The sequence below is a fragment of the Pseudonocardia sp. ICBG601 genome, assembly GCF_020496245.1.
Window position 1 is genome coordinate 1 of the sequence record NZ_JAHLJA010000087.1, and the last position, 14,028, is coordinate 14,028.

Consider the following 14,028-nt stretch of genomic DNA (forward strand, 5'->3'; position numbering starts at 1 on the left):
GCTGCATCGGCTGGCCCGGCTGCACCGGAAGCTGTTCGTCCGCCGGCCGGTCGGCCGTCTCCAGCCCGCAGGGCCGCTTCGCGCCTCCGCGGCACTGCTCGACGGCGAGGTGATGACCGGCGCCGAGGCGCACGGCAAGCACCTGTTCCACCGCTACGGCCGCGACCGCGTCGTGCACGTCCACCTCGGGCTGTACGGCACGTTCGTCGAACAGTCGCTGCCGCGCCGGAACCGGTCGGCCAGCTGCGGATGCGGCTGGTGGGGCAGACCCACTACGCCGACCTGCGCGGCCCGACCGCCTGCGAGCTCCTCACCTCGGCCGAGGCCCGCGCGCTGCGGGCCCGGCTGGGTGCGGACCCGCTGCGTACCGACGCCGACCCGGACACGGTCTGGGCCCGGATCTCGGCCTCGCGCAGCCCGCTCGCGACGTTGCTGATGGACCAGAAGGTGCTCGCCGGCGTCGGGAACGTCTACCGCGCCGAGGTCCTGTTCCGGCACGGCCTGGACCCGCAGCTCCCGGGCCGGGCGCTGGACCGGGAGACGTGGGACGCGATGTGGGCCGACCTGGTTGTGCTCATGCGTGACGGCGTGCGGACCGGCCGCATCGACACCGTCCGCCCCGAGCACGACCCGCGCCGCCGCGGAGAGCCCGGGCGCACCGACGGCACGGCGGGGAGGTCTACGTCTACCGCCGCGCCGGGATGGACTGCCTCGTCTGCGGGACGCCGGTGCGGCACGCCGAGCACCAGAACCGCAACCTGTTCTGGTGCCCGCGCTGCCAACCGGCAGCCGTCTAGGGAGGCGGCCTAGGGTGGCGGCCGTGGTGGAGCAGAAGCGATCGAGTGCTGGATGACCGACATGGACGGCGTCCTCGTCCGCGAGGGCACCATCGTCCCGGGGGCGGACACCCTGTTGTCGCGGCTGCGCGACAAGGGCGTCCCGTTCCTGGTCCTGACCAACAACAGCATCCACACCCCCCGCGACCTGCGCTACCGGCTGCAGGCCACCGGCCTCGACGTGCCGGAGGAGTCGATCTGGACCTCCGCGCTCGCCACGGCCGCGTTCCTCGGGGAGCAGCGCCCACAGGGCAGCGCCTACGTGATCGGCGAGGCCGGGCTGACCACGGCGCTGCACGACATCGGCTACGTCATCACCGACCGCAACCCCGACTACGTGGTGCTCGGCGAGACCCGCACCTACAGCTTCTCCTCGATCGCCACCGCGATGCGCCTGGTGGAGCAGGGCTCCCGGTTCGTCGCCACCAACCCCGACGCGACCGGCCCGTCGCCCGAGGGCATCCTCCCCGCGACCGGCTCGGTCGCCGCGATGATCTCCAAGGCGACCGGGGTCGACCCGTACTTCGTCGGCAAGCCGAACCCTCTGATGATGCGGGCCGCGCTCAACCGGCTCGGTGCGCACTCGGAGTCCACGGTCATGATCGGCGACCGGATGGACACCGACATCCTCGCCGGGCTGGAGGCCGGGATGCGCACGGTGCTGGTGCTCTCGGGGATCACCAAGGAGCACGAGATCGACCGGTTCCCGTTCCGCCCGAACCGGGTCGTCTCCTCGGTCGCGGACCTGATCGACGACGTCTGACCTGCGGGGTTGCGAACTACACCGATGTGGTTCACCCTCGAACGCATGTACGGAGAACTGGTGTCCTGGCAGCGGTGCGCCGCCTGCGGCGCGGAGGCCGAGCTCCCCGGTGACGAGACGGCGGGCGTCGCCGTCCCGTGCCCGGACTGTCCCGGCTCGATGACCGAGGAGTTCAGCTGGGACGCGGTCGCGGCCTGAGCGGCCCGCTCAGATCTTGAACCCCAGCGCGCTGGGCTCGCCCCGGCGCAGCGCCGCGACGTGCTCGACGACCGTGGTCAGCGAGTGCAGGTCGTGGCCGTTGCGCATGGCCGAGACCAACGCGCGCTCGGCGGCCTCGATGCCCTCGGCGGTCTCGACGACCTCGGCGAGCCGGTCCGGCGCGGCGATGAGCAGGCCGTCGTCGTCGCCGCACACCAGGTCGCCCGGGCTCACGACGAGCCCGCCGAACGACACCATCTCGTCGACGGTGCCGGGGTCGCTCGTGCTGCCCGACGCCGGGCAGGTCCCGCGGGCGAACACCGGCAGCCCGATCCCGCGCAGCCCACGAATGTCGCGGACCAGCCCGTCGACGACGATCCCGGCCAGCCCGCGCCGCTTCGCCTCGGTCGCGAATAGCTCACCGGACACGGCGCGGTGACCGCCGGCCCCGGCGACGACGAGCACCGAGCCGGGGCGGGCCGCGGACAGCGCCGCGAACATCGGCAGGTGGTCGTCCACGCACGAGACCGTCACCGCGGGGCCGGCCATCGACACGTCCGGGACCAGGGCCCGGATCGCCGGGTCCACCACGGGCAGCGACTTGTCGGCGTCGCAGAGGGAGGACACCTGCAGCTCGCGCAGACGGTCGAGGAGATCGGGCATGGACGTCATCCTGTCGCACCTCCCGCCGTTGCGCGTCGTCGAGCGTCGGCGGCGCGCGCGGCGATCTCCGAGCGGCGCACCTTCCCGGCGTCGTCGCGCAGCGGGTGGTCGACGACGTCGATGCTCCGTGGCTGTTTCGCCCTGCTCAGGCGTCGGTCGAGGAACTCGCGGAGATCGTTCTCGATGCCCGGTTCGGCCTGCACCACGGCGTGCACGACGTGCCCGTAGTCGTCGTCGGGCAGCCCGACGACGACGGCGTCGCGCACCCCGGGGTGCGCGGTCAGCGCGGCCTCGACCTCGGCCGGGTACACGTTCGCGCCGCCGACGAGGATCATGTCCGACCGTCGGTCGGCCAGGTACAGGTAGCCGTCGGCGTCCAGTGAGCCCATGTCGCCGAGCGACTCCCAGCCGTCCCGCTCGCGCGCGGAGGCACCCAGGTAGTGGTACGTCGGCGCCCCGCCGGACCGCATCCAGATCTCGCCGGTGACGCCGGGGCCGAGCTCGCGGCCGTCGTCGTCGCGGACGGTGATCTCGCCGCGGGTGACCCGTCCGACCGAACCCGGGTGGGCCAGCCAGTCGCGGCCGTCGATCGCGGTGCCGGCCTGGGACTCGGTGCCGGAGTAGATCTCGAACACCGTCTCCGCGCCGACCCGGTCGATCCAGCCGCGCTTGACCTCCGGCGGGCAGGGCGCGCCGACGTGCAGCACGGTCCGCAGGGTGCTGAGGTCGCAGGCGGCCCAGTCCGCGTCGGGCAGGCGCAGCATCCGGCTCATCATGGTCGGCACCGCGTAGAGCCAGGTCACGCCGTACGCGGGGATCATCGACAGTGCCCGGGCGGCGTCGAACCGGCCCATGAGCACGACGTGGTGGCCCTGCAGCAACGCCATCAGCGTGAACATGAACGGGGCGTTGTGGTGCAGCGGTGCGGTGCAGCCGAAGACGCCGTCGCGGTCGATCCGCAGCCCGTCGACGCGGGCCAGGACCTGTTCGACGCAGGCGGCCTGACCGGCGACGATCACCTTCGGCGTGCCGGTCGACCCGCCCGAGGTGGGTGCCTTCCAGCTGGGCCCGATCACGTCGGGGAGCGGGCCGTCGGCGTACCCGTCGGCGTCGACCGGGGTGTCGACGACGAGCGCCGGCGCGGCGACGGCGAGCACCGCGTCGCGCTCGGCGGCGGGCAGCCGGGCCGACAGCGGCTGGGGCACCGCACCGATCTTCCACGCCGCGACCGAGCACTCGAGGTGCGCTGCGGTGTTCGGCAGCGCGATCGACACCAGGTCCCCGCGCCGGACCCCGCGGTCGGCGAACGCCCTGGCCAGGCGGTTGGTACGGGCGTCGAACTCCGCGCGGGTGCGCACCAGGCCGGTGCCGTCGGGGCTGTCCTCGGTGACCAGCGGACGGTCCGGGTCGGCAGCGACGAGCGCGCGCAGCCGAGCGGCGAGCGCGGTCGCGCCGGCGGGGACCTCGGGCTCGGGGAACCGGGGCCCAGGGGAGCGGGGTACGGATGCGGTCATGCGGTCCTCCCGGTCGTTCCGCTGACGGCGGGGTCGAGCCGCTCGTCGTCGGGGACCGGACCGCGGGCGAGCACGTACCGGGCCGCCGCCAGCGAGACGAGCACGATCACCAGCGAGTACCCGACGACGGGCACGATCGACCCGGTCGCGGCCAGCAGCGACTGCCCCACCAGCGGAGCGGTGCCGCCGAACAGCGTGCCGGCCAGCGCGTAGGACAGCGAGATCGCGGTGTAGCGCATCCGGGCGGGGAACGCCTCCGCCAGCATCCCGGCCAGGATCGCGTAGTACATCGTGTGCGGCAGCGTCGCGAGCGCCATGCCCAGCGCGGCCAGCCCGAAGCTCCCGGTGGAGATCAGCCAGAACATCACCGGGAACAGCGGGAGCTCGATCAGCAGCAGCGCGGTGACGACCTTCCGCGGGTTCCACCAGGTCGCCATGAACGCCCCGAGCGGCTGCGTGAAGAACTGCACGGTGGAGCTGATCAGCACGACGTTGAGGAACACCTGCCGGTCGAATCCGAGGTCGTTGACCGCCCAGGCCAGGGCGAACGTGTTCTTGAAGTACGCCGCCGCGGCCACCAGCGCGCAGGCACCGACCGAGACGACCACCAGCGTGGTCCGTTCCCGGAGCAGCTCCGCGAGCGGGAACCGCGCCGTCGTGCCCCGTGCCCGCATCGCGACCAGCGCGGGGCTCTCCTCGATCCGCAGCCGGATGACCAGCCCGACGACGACCAGCGCCGCGGACACGAGGAACGGCACCCGCCACCCCCAGGAGAGGAAGGAGTCCTCCGGCAGCATCGCGACGAGCGCGAACGAGCCGGTGGCGAGCATCTGCCCGGCGGGGCTGCCCTGCTGGGCGAAGGCGCCGTAGAGGATCCGGCGGTTCTTCGACGCGTGCTCCGAGGCGATCAGCACCGCGCCGCCCCACTCGCCGCCGACCGCGAGACCCTGCACCAGTCGGGCCACGACGAGCAGGACCGGTGCGAGGACGCCGATGTCGTCGTAGACCGGGAGCAACCCGATCGCGAGCGTGGAGACCCCCATCAGCAGCAGCGTCGCGACCAGGGCGGTCTTGCGGCCGAGCCGGTCACCGAGGTGGCCGAAGACGATCCCGCCGACGGGCCGGGCGAGGAACCCGACCCAGAACGTCGCGAACGAGGCCAGAACCCCCGCGGCGGGGGAGGCGTTCGGGAAGAACAGCGGCCCCAGCACCAGTGCCGCGGCGGTGCCGTAGATGTAGAAGTCGTACCACTCGATGGTGGTGCCGACGAACGAGGCGATACCCGCCTTGCGGCGCATCGACGGTGTGCTCGTGCTCAACCCGGTGCCCCCTTGCACTCGTCGCGCGCCCACGCCGTCGTGACCGCCGCCACGCAACGGTAGAACAGCATTGCGACGTCATCGGGACGCTCTGGCTTCCGTTCCTGTCGGGTGGTCGACATGATGGCGCGGTGGAGCTACGGCAGCTGGAGTCGTTCGTCGTCGTCGCCGAGGAGCTGCACTTCGGGCGGGCCGCGGCCCGGTTGCAGGTCTCGGGGCCGCCGCTGTCCCAGCAGATCCGCCGGCTCGAACGTGAGGTCGGCACGACGCTGTTCGACCGGCACACCCGTGCCGTCGCGCTCACCCCGGCGGGCACGGCGTTCCTGCCCCGGGCCCGTCGCGCCCTCGCCGCCGCGGACGAGGCGAAGGAGGCCGCGCGCGAGGCGGCCGCCGGCGGGACCGGGTCGGTCCGGCTCGGGTTCGCCGGGCCCAGCTCGAACGCCTGGCTGTACCGGACCGCCCGCCGGTTCCGCGCGCACCGTCCCCGTGCCCGGCTGGTGCTGGTGACCGGCCGGTTCTCCGGTGAGCTGGCCGAGGACCTGCGCGCCGACCGGGTCGACGCCGCACTGATCCGCACCCCGGTCGACGCCGACGGCCTGGTCGTGCACGAGATCGACCGGCACCGGCTCGTCGCCGCGCTGCCCGAGGAGCACCCGCTCGCCGGGCGGGAGGTGATCGGCCTCGCCGAGCTGGCCCACGACCCGTTCGTCGCCTACCCGGCGCGCCGGATGGCCGTCATGCGGACCTCGGTCGACGCCGCGTGCCTGCACGCGGGGTTCCTGCCGCGCATCGAGCAGGAGGCCCCCGAGACCCACACCCTGCTGTCGCTGGTGGGTGCCGGTGTCGGGGTGGGGCTGGCGCTGGAGGCGACGGCCGAGCTGCGCACGCCGGGGGTGGTACTGGTGCCGCTGACCGATCCGCCCGAGGTGCCGCTGGCGCTGGCGTGGAAGGCGGGCACGGTGAACCCGGTGCTGGCGGCGTTGCTGCAGGCGGCCGGTGTGGGTGGGGCGGCCGTGCGGGGTGTCGGGTCGGGCTGACACCCCGCACGGCCGTTCTGCCTGCTCAGCCGCCGACGCCGGCCCGGGCCATGTAGTCGATCATCGCCTGGTCCGGGCCTCCCGCCGCGGCCACCTCGCCGGGGTTCTCGTCCCGCAGCCGGTACAGCTGCCGGCGCAACGACTCGTCGCCGTGGTGGAAGGCCGCCAGCAGCTCCGACCACCGCGCCGCGAGCGCCTGCACGCGCGGCTCCGACGGGTCGGTGCCGGCGTCCATCTCGGCCCGGACGGCGGCGATCAGCCCCGGCCACGCGGCCGCGGTCGTCTCGCCCTCGGCACGTCGCGCCCGGAGCGCGGCGACCTGCTCGGGAGTGAAGTACTGCGCGAAGGTGTCGTTCACCCTGCTCACCTCGTCGATCATCATCAACACGTCCGACGGGTCGGGGTCCGTCGCCTCCCGGAGCCGGTCGACGACCGCCGCGAGCGTGCCCCGCAGGGCGTGCAGCGCGGCCAGTCTTGCGTCGACCTGGTTCAGGTGCGCGGTGAGGACCTCGGCGAAGGACCCCGACGACAGCAGCCCGCCGATGGCGTCCAGCGGCAGCCCCAGCTCCCGCAGGGCGACCACCTGGTAGACGCTGCGGACGTCCTGGTCTTCGTAGACCCGGTGGCCCGAGGACGTCCGTGCCGACGGCACGACCAGTCCCCGCTCCTCCCAGTGGTGCAGGGTGCGCACCGTCAGCCCGGTCGCCCGGGCCAGCTCGCCGACCTTCACCCCGTGCCCCTCCCCGTCGCACCGCCACGTCGTGGCGGCATGATGGACGGTGCCGCCTCACGTCGCGTGAGGTGCAAGCCCCGACCGGCACCGTTCTGCCGCGACACGCCGGGCCCGGCGACACGCCGGTCACGAATTCACCCCCGCGGGTGGTCGGGCCCCGTCCACGGGCCGGGCATCCCGTCATGCTTCGCGTCCGTCGCCCCGTCCGTGGGGACGGAGGGTGTCCGGCGTCCAGGACGAACCCGTTCCGTCCGGTTCACACCACACGTTCGGTACCCGTGGTGACCGTGTCACCCGGTGGTGTCGTTCGCGTATCCCCGCCGGTGAGCACCTGCCTACTGTCCGCTTGCCGTGACGCACAGGCGTCCCGGTGGTGCTCACGGGAATCGTGAGGCACGTCCGTCCCACCGGACACGATCGGGGAGAACGACATGCGCAGGAAGCTCGCGGTCACCGGCGTCGCCGTCATCGCCACCATGGTGGCCTTCAGCCCGCTGGCGTCGGCTGCGCCCGCGCCGAAGGACGACGACGGTGACTCCTTCGTCCAGGACGTCGGCAACACCAGGGGCGACCAGTTCGGCCTGGTGAACCTGGACGACGTCAACGTGCTCAACAACGCGAACATCTGCCCGGGCATCAACGCGACCCTGGGCAACGTCCTCGGGATCCTCGGTGGCGGCGCGGCCCAGACCCGGGACAACCCCACGAAGTGTGACTGACCCGCACACGCCTCCGCCCCCTGCATCCCGCCGCCACGGGGTGCAGGGGGCGGTTCCGTGCCGGCGCGGGATCAGTGGAAGACGTAGTCCGACGGCTCGACACGGCGGGTGCGCTCGTCGTACTCGCGCATGTAGCCGGGCCAGTTGGTGACGATCCGCCCGGTGTCGTCGCGGTACCAGGAGTCGCACCGGGTCCACGCGGTGCCGGGGAACCGGGCCTGGATCTCCTCGTCGTAGGCCCGCTCGACCTCGGGGCGGACCTCCACGCCGGACGCGCCGCGCCGGGCCGCCTCCTGCAGGGCCTCGCGGACGTAGCGGACCTGGTGCTCCAGGTACCGGATGATCGAGCCGCCCGAGGTGTTGGTGTTGGGGCCGTAGAGCACGAACAGCGACGGGAACCCGGGCACGGTCATCCCCAGGTAGGCGTGCGCGCCGTCGGACCACTCGGTGCGCAGCGACCGCCCACCCGGACCACTGATCTCCATCGGGAACATGAAGTCGGTCGCCGCGAAGCCGGTGCCCCAGATGATCGTGTCGACCTCGTGCAGCGTGCCGTCCTCGGTGCGCACCCCGGTCGGCTCGATCGCGGCGATCCGCGACGTCTCGACCTCGACGTTGGGCCGCTGCAGCGCGGGCAGCCAGTGCGAGCTGAACAGGATGCGCTTGCAGCCGAAGGTGTAGTCCGGCCAGACCTTGCGGCGGACCTCCGGGTCGCGCAGCTGGGCCCGCATGAACAGCGTCGACCAGAGCCGCCCCAGCCGCCCCCAGGTGGCGGGGTGGCGGATCATCAGCGTCAGCGTCTCGCAGTACTCGGTGATGAACCGGCGGCGCGCGGCCTGCAGGCCGGGCACCCGGGCGATCGCGGCCCGCCACCACGCCGGGAACCTCCGGTTCCGCCGCGGCAGGAACCAGTTCCCGGATCGCTGGAACACCGTCATGTGCCCCACCTCGGGGGCGATCGCCGGCACGAACTGCACGGCGCTGGCGCCGGTCCCGATCACGGCGACGCGGCGTCCGCGCAGGTCGTGGTCGTGGTCCCAGCGCGCGGAGTGGAACATCGTCCCGGTGAAGGAGTCGACGCCGGGCAGGTCGGGGGAGACCGGCCGGTTGAGCTGCCCGGTCGCGACGATCAGCACGTCGCAGGTCCAGGTGCGGCCGTCGTCCGCGGTGACCGTCCACGGTCCGTCGGCCTCGTCGCGGCGGGCGTCGACGATCCGCACACCGGTCTGCACCAGCTCGTCGATCCCGAACTCGGCGGCGACGCCGCGCAGGTAGGCCAGGATCTCCGGCTGCGGTGAGCAGAGCCGCGACCAGTCGGTGCGCTGGGCGAACGAGTACGAGTACAGGTGGCTCGGGACGTCGCAGGCCGCGCCCGGATAGGTGTTGTGCAGCCACGTGCCGCCGATCCCGTCGGCGGCGTCGACGATCGTGACGTCGCGGATGCCGTGGGCGCGCAGCTCGATCGCGGCAGCGATGCCACCGAATCCGGCGCCGACGATGAGAACGCTCGGTGCGTGCATGGGACCTCCCTGTCGCCGCCGGTCACGGTAACGATCGCCCGCGGGGCCCCGGGGGCCCGTCCCGGCCCGCGCGGGCCGTCTGCCACCTCACATTCCGGACACGTGCGGGGCGGCGCGGATCGGAGCACAGTGGAGAGTGAGAGGCCGACACTGGGCCGGCCGGGAACGGAGCACAGTGATGAGCACCGTCGTCGTCGGCGTGGACGGATCGGACGCGGCCCTGGACGCCGTCGCCTGGGCTGCTCGCGAGGCCGCCACCCGGCACGCCGACCTGCTGCTCGTACAGGCCTTCGACGTGGCCCGCCTCTACGCCGACGCCGCCGTCGCACCCCTGCTCGACGACGTCGAGACCTCGATCCGCGAGGAGTCCCGCGCGACCCTCGACGCGGCCCGGCACACCGCCGCGCAGGCCGCACCCGAGGTCGCGGTCGACCTCGCGGAGGACCGGCGGGCGCCGTCGACGGCGCTGGTCGAACGGTCCGCCACGGCCGAGCTGCTGGTGCTCGGGTCCGCCGGGCGCGGTGCGATGGGCACCGCGCTGGGATCGGTGACCCTGGCGGTGGCCTCGCACGCCCAGTGCCCGGTCGTCGTCGTGCGCGGCACCTCGTCGGAGGGGCCGGTGCTGGTCGGCGTCGACGGTGGTCCGCTGTCCGACGCGGCCCTGGAGCACGCCTTCGCCGCGGCCTCCGAGCACGGCACCGGCCTGGTCGCCCTGTACGCCTGGCACGACGGCCGTTCCCCGGCACTGCGTGCCGCCGGGGTCTTCGACCGGCTGCGCGACGCCGAGGAGCGCGCGCTCGCCGAGCGGCTCGCGGGCTGGTCGGAGCGCTATCCCGACGTCGCGGTGGAGCGGGTGATCGAGCGTGAGGAGCCGGGGCGGGCGCTGGCCCGGCGCAGTGGTGCGGCGCGGCTGGTCGTCGTCGCCACCCGGGGGCGTGGCGGGTTCACCGGGCTGCTGCTGGGGTCGACCGGTCTGGCCCTGGTCCAGCGTGCGGACTGCCCGGTGATGCTGGTCGGTCCGGCCGCCGCGACGTGAGCGCGGCGCCCCACGCCGGGTGCTCTCCTCAGCCGTGGTGGCGGTAGTCGACGATCGCCCGGTCGGTGCACGCTCCGCAGGCGGCGCCGACGAACTGTGCGGCGGCGGCCGTGTCTCCGCGCAGCTGGTAGTCCAGCCAGGCGGTCAGCAGACCACGGAACCGGCCTCCGTCGGGGAGCGGCTCGAAGTGGCCGACCCCGGCGAACTCGGCGTAGGCCGCCTCGACCTGGGGGGTGTTCTCGTAGAACGGCTCCACGATCAGCTCCGGCCGCACCGTCGTGTCCCGCTCGCCCGCCAGGTACAGGATCGGGCCCCGGATGCGCTGCGGCACCGCCAGCGGCCCCGGCTGCACGGCGACGGTGGTCGTGATCAGCGGGTCGGCCGCGGCGACCATCGCACCGGCGCCCCCTTGCGAGTGCCCGGTGGCGGCGATCGCCGAGGTGTCGACCCGCTGGTAGTAGGGGCTGCCGGGGTCGGCGTCGGCCCGCACGAGCGTGCGCGCGCCCGCGAGCATCTCCTGCCCGCTGTTGGCCAGCGGGGTGTTGGCGGCGGTGACGAGGTAGCCGTGCGAGGCGAGGTGGATCAGCAGGCCCCGGTAGACGGCGGGGATGCCGCCGGTGCCGTTGCCCCAGGTCACGACCGGGTGCCGGGTGCCGGGTGGACCGAGGTCGGCGGGCCGGAACACGGTGTGGGTCGCCCCGATCTCCTCGGTGACCTCCTCCGGACCCGGCGCGCTCCAACGGTCGATCGGAGCGGTCGTGGTCGCGGTGTGTGCGATCCGACCGGTCATGGCGGTCGCGGGCTGTGCGGCCGCGACCGGGCCGAGCAGGGCGCCGACGCACAGCACCGCGGTGAGCAGGGGAGTGACACGCACGCTTGTTCCTCCGTCGGGTGATGCCGGGCGCGACCGTGATAAGCAAAGATAGCCAATGTTACTTATACGGTCGAGTGTGGCCTGTCGTACATGGACCACCCAGTAGGGTGGCGAGGTCGAGCGGAAGAGGTGACGGTCGCGGTGGCAGAGTCGGTGTCGGACGCGGTGGGCGCGGAGCGCACACCGACGACGATTGCGGAGGGTGTGTTCTTCACGACCCCACCCGCCCTGCCCCGAGGTCGACACCGGCTCAGCCGCGAGGAGGTCTACACCAAGCGCCGGGAGCGGATGATGATCGCCGCGACCGAGCTGCTGGCCGGCGACGGCTACCGCAACATCGGCGTCCGCGAGATCTGCGCCCGTGCCGGGGTGTCCCTGACGGCCTTCTACGAGGTCTTCTCGGACAAGGACGAGTGCATGTTCGCGGCCTTCGACCGGTTCGTGAACGTGATCGTCGGCGGCTTCGCCGAGGTCCACTACCGCTCCGACGACTGGACCTCGATCATCCGGCACTTCACGCTCGTCTACCTGGACCTGCTGGGCCGCGACATCGTCGTGGCCCGTGCCTTCCTCGTGGAGCTCGAACCGCTGGGCCGGGAGGCCCGGCACCGGAACCGGCTCGCGATGCAGGGCATCGCGGCGCTGCTGGAGGTGCGCCGCCGGGAGTGGGCGGGCGGTGTCGAGGACGATCTGGAGTCCGAGGTGTTCCTCGTGGTCGTCTACGCGTTGCGTCAGCTCGCGGTCGACATCCTCGACGCCCCGAACCCGTCCTTCGACGGCTGTGCCAACCGCTGGACACCCTGGCTCGCCCGTCTGCTGCCCCCGCCGACCGGGTGAGGCCGCGGTCGGTCGGACGCGCACCTCAGCACGCATGCTCGAGGAACCAGGCGTAGGTGTCGGCGAGCCCGTCGCGCAGCTCGACCGTCGGCTGCCAGCCGAGTCCCCGGATCCGGGTGGTCTCCAGGAGCTTTCGGGGCGTGCCGTCCGGACGTCGTCGGTCGGGCACGATCAGCCCCCGGAAGCCGACCACGCCCGCGATCATCGCGGCCAGGTCGCTGATCGCCACGTCGAACCCGCTCCCGACATTGATCGGTTCGGGATCGTCGTAGTGGTCGAGCAGGTGGATCACCGCGCTCCCCAGGTCGTCGGCGTGCAGCAGCTCGCGGCGCGGCGTGCCCGAACCCCACAGCTCGACGGTGCCCGCACCGTGGCGCTCGGCGTCGTGCAGCCGCCGGATCAGCCCGGGGACCACGTGTGAGTCGTGCGGGTCGAAGTTGTCCCCCGGCCCGTAGAGGTTCGTCGGCATCGCCGAGATCCACGGCAGACCCAGCTGGTTGCGGACCGCCCTGACCTGCATCAACCCGGCGATCTTGGCGACGGCGTAGGCCTCGTTGGTGGGCTCGACCGAGCCCTGCAGCAGGCTGGACTCCCGGATCGGCTGCCCGGCGAACTTCGGGTAGGCGCACGACGAGCCGAGGAACAGCAGCCGTCGGACCCCGGCCCTGGCCGCCGCGTCCATCACGTTGACCTGGATCTGCAGGTTCTCGGAGATGAAGTCCGCGGGCCGGGAGCTGTTCGCCAGGATGCCGCCGACCCTCGCCGCGGCCAGCACCAGCGCCGTGGGACGCAGGTCGAGCAGATGCTCGAACACCGCCTGCCGGTCGCGCAGGTCGAGCTCGTCGCTGGTGGCACCCACGACGTCGGTGAACCCGGCCGCCTGCGCGGCCCGGACGACCGCGGAGCCGGCCAGACCGCGTCGCCCGGCCACGTACAGGCGTGCGTCACGAGGCAGCATCGAGACCCTCCACGACCAGGCGGGTCGCACGCGGAGCGGGCTGCTCGGCGTCGACCATGATGCGGGCGAGTTCCGGGGCGGTGACCCGGGGCGTCCACCCGAGCTCGTCGTGGGCCTTGCCCGGATCGCCGACGAGCGCGTCGACCTCGGAGGGGCGGAGGTAGGACCGGTCGAACCGGACGTGCTGGCGCCAGTCCAGGTTCACGTGGTCGAAGCAGAACCGGGCGAAGTCGCGGACGGTGTAGGCGGTGCCGGTGGCGAGGACGTAGTCGCCGGGCTGGTCGGCCTGGAGCATCCGCCACATGCCCTCGACGTACTCGGGTGCGTAGCCCCAGTCCCGGACGGCGTCGAGGTTGCCGAGGTGGAGGTGTTCCTGCAGGCCCGCGGAGATGCGGGCGGCGGCGCGGGCGATCTTGCGGGTCACGAAGGTCGGCCCGCGTCGGGGGGACTCGTGGTTGAACAGGATGCCGTTGACGGCGTAGATGCCGTGCGCCTCGCGGTAGTTGCGGGTGATCCAGTAGCTGTAGACCTTGGCCGCACCGTAGGGGGAGCGGGGGTGGAAGGGCGTGTACTCGTTCTGCGGCGGCGGACTGGCACCGAACATCTCCGAGCTGCTGGCCTGGTAGAAGCGGCAGTCGAGCCCGACCATGCGGATGGCCTCGAGCAGGCGGGTGGTGCCCATGCCGGTGGTGTTGCCGGTGAACTCGGGTTCGTCGAAGGAGACGCGCACGTGGGACTGGGCGGCGAGGTGGTAGATCTCGCGGGGGTGGATCTTCTCGATCAGTGTGACGAGCCGGGAGGCGTCGGTCAGGTCGCCGTAGTGCAGGAACAGCCGGGCGTCGGGCTCGTGCGGGTCCTGGTAGAGGTGGTCGATGCGGCTGGTGTTGAAGGTGGAGGCGCGGCGGATGAGGCCGTGCACCTCGTAGCCCTTGGCGAGGAGCAGCTCTGCCAGGTACGAGCCGTCCTGGCCGGTGATGCCGGTGATCAGCGCGCGGGGCGGGGTGTGGGACATCGGGACTCC

The 14,028-nt window shown here is 72.9% G+C and carries 14 protein-coding genes and 1 pseudogene; 7 read left to right on the top strand and 8 right to left on the bottom strand.

Annotated elements, in window-relative coordinates; translation table 11 throughout:
* The first annotated feature begins 1 nt into the window (after position 1).
* The 3 genes and pseudogenes from KPL57_RS23610 to KPL57_RS23620 all read left to right on the top strand — a co-directional run bounded on the left by KPL57_RS23610 (position 2) and on the right by KPL57_RS23620 (position 1,797).
* Positions 2 to 797 (top strand): annotated as a pseudogene (locus KPL57_RS23610) (Fpg/Nei family DNA glycosylase).
* A gap of 61 nt (positions 798 to 858) precedes the next feature.
* Positions 859 to 1,599: an HAD-IIA family hydrolase gene (locus KPL57_RS23615; RefSeq protein WP_198932332.1), complete on the top strand. Its 741-nt coding sequence runs from the start codon at positions 859 to 861 to the stop codon at positions 1,597 to 1,599.
* Positions 1,600 to 1,644: 45 nt separating this feature from the next.
* Positions 1,645 to 1,797: a hypothetical protein gene (locus KPL57_RS23620; RefSeq protein WP_158071523.1), complete on the top strand. Its 153-nt coding sequence runs from the start codon at positions 1,645 to 1,647 to the stop codon at positions 1,795 to 1,797.
* Positions 1,798 to 1,806: 9 nt separating this feature from the next.
* On the opposite strand, the gene KPL57_RS23625 is transcribed toward KPL57_RS23620, so the two are convergent.
* The 3 genes from KPL57_RS23625 to KPL57_RS23635 are packed head-to-tail and all read right to left on the bottom strand — an operon-like array spanning position 1,807 to position 5,293.
* On the bottom strand, positions 1,807 to 2,469 hold the full coding sequence (locus KPL57_RS23625) for an RraA family protein (protein WP_043280548.1): 663 nt from the start codon (positions 2,467 to 2,469) through the stop codon (positions 1,807 to 1,809).
* Complete coding sequence (locus KPL57_RS23630; RefSeq protein ID WP_226353212.1) at positions 2,466 to 3,974, bottom strand: AMP-binding protein; 1,509 nt, start codon at positions 3,972 to 3,974, stop codon at positions 2,466 to 2,468. Before KPL57_RS23630 ends, KPL57_RS23625 begins: the two co-directional genes overlap by 4 nt.
* Positions 3,971 to 5,293, bottom strand: coding sequence for an MFS transporter (locus KPL57_RS23635; protein ID WP_226353213.1), 1,323 nt, complete (start codon positions 5,291 to 5,293; stop codon positions 3,971 to 3,973). Before KPL57_RS23635 ends, KPL57_RS23630 begins: the two co-directional genes overlap by 4 nt.
* A 131-nt stretch (positions 5,294 to 5,424) precedes the next feature.
* Here KPL57_RS23635 and KPL57_RS23640 point away from each other — a divergent pair, with 131 nt between their 5' ends.
* Entirely contained in the window at positions 5,425 to 6,330 is a 906-nt protein-coding gene (locus KPL57_RS23640; protein ID WP_226353214.1) for a LysR family transcriptional regulator, read from the top strand.
* A 25-nt stretch (positions 6,331 to 6,355) separates the two neighbouring features.
* On the opposite strand, the gene KPL57_RS23645 is transcribed toward KPL57_RS23640, so the two are convergent.
* Positions 6,356 to 7,060: a MerR family transcriptional regulator gene (locus KPL57_RS23645; protein ID WP_226353215.1), complete on the bottom strand. Its 705-nt coding sequence runs from the start codon at positions 7,058 to 7,060 to the stop codon at positions 6,356 to 6,358.
* 434 nt (positions 7,061 to 7,494) lie between these two features.
* Between KPL57_RS23645 and KPL57_RS23650 the strand changes: the two genes are divergently transcribed.
* A complete protein-coding gene (locus tag KPL57_RS23650; RefSeq protein ID WP_020627158.1) occupies positions 7,495 to 7,782 on the top strand; it encodes a hypothetical protein in 288 nt (95 codons plus the stop codon).
* Positions 7,783 to 7,853: 71 nt separating this feature from the next.
* On the opposite strand, the gene KPL57_RS23655 is transcribed toward KPL57_RS23650, so the two are convergent.
* Positions 7,854 to 9,302, bottom strand: coding sequence for an NAD(P)/FAD-dependent oxidoreductase (locus KPL57_RS23655; protein WP_226353216.1), 1,449 nt, complete (start codon positions 9,300 to 9,302; stop codon positions 7,854 to 7,856).
* Positions 9,303 to 9,480: 178 nt separating this feature from the next.
* Here KPL57_RS23655 and KPL57_RS23660 point away from each other — a divergent pair, with 178 nt between their 5' ends.
* Positions 9,481 to 10,338 carry a universal stress protein gene (locus KPL57_RS23660; RefSeq protein WP_020627160.1) on the top strand — a complete coding sequence of 286 codons (858 nt, stop codon included), beginning with the start codon at positions 9,481 to 9,483 and terminating at the stop codon, positions 10,336 to 10,338.
* A gap of 28 nt (positions 10,339 to 10,366) precedes the next feature.
* Here the strand turns inward: KPL57_RS23660 and KPL57_RS23665 are convergent, their stop codons facing one another.
* Positions 10,367 to 11,212, bottom strand: coding sequence for an acetylxylan esterase (locus KPL57_RS23665; RefSeq protein ID WP_226353217.1), 846 nt, complete (start codon positions 11,210 to 11,212; stop codon positions 10,367 to 10,369).
* Between the two features lie 141 nt (positions 11,213 to 11,353).
* Here KPL57_RS23665 and KPL57_RS23670 point away from each other — a divergent pair, with 141 nt between their 5' ends.
* Positions 11,354 to 12,049: a TetR/AcrR family transcriptional regulator gene (locus KPL57_RS23670; RefSeq protein WP_158071522.1), complete on the top strand. Its 696-nt coding sequence runs from the start codon at positions 11,354 to 11,356 to the stop codon at positions 12,047 to 12,049.
* A gap of 25 nt (positions 12,050 to 12,074) precedes the next feature.
* Here the strand turns inward: KPL57_RS23670 and KPL57_RS23675 are convergent, their stop codons facing one another.
* Positions 12,075 to 13,007, bottom strand: coding sequence for a GDP-L-fucose synthase (locus KPL57_RS23675; RefSeq protein ID WP_226353218.1), 933 nt, complete (start codon positions 13,005 to 13,007; stop codon positions 12,075 to 12,077).
* Positions 12,994 to 14,019, bottom strand: coding sequence for a GDP-mannose 4,6-dehydratase (gmd, locus tag KPL57_RS23680; RefSeq protein WP_075310796.1), 1,026 nt, complete (start codon positions 14,017 to 14,019; stop codon positions 12,994 to 12,996). Before gmd ends, KPL57_RS23675 begins: the two co-directional genes overlap by 14 nt.
* Positions 14,020 to 14,028 lie beyond the last annotated feature (9 nt).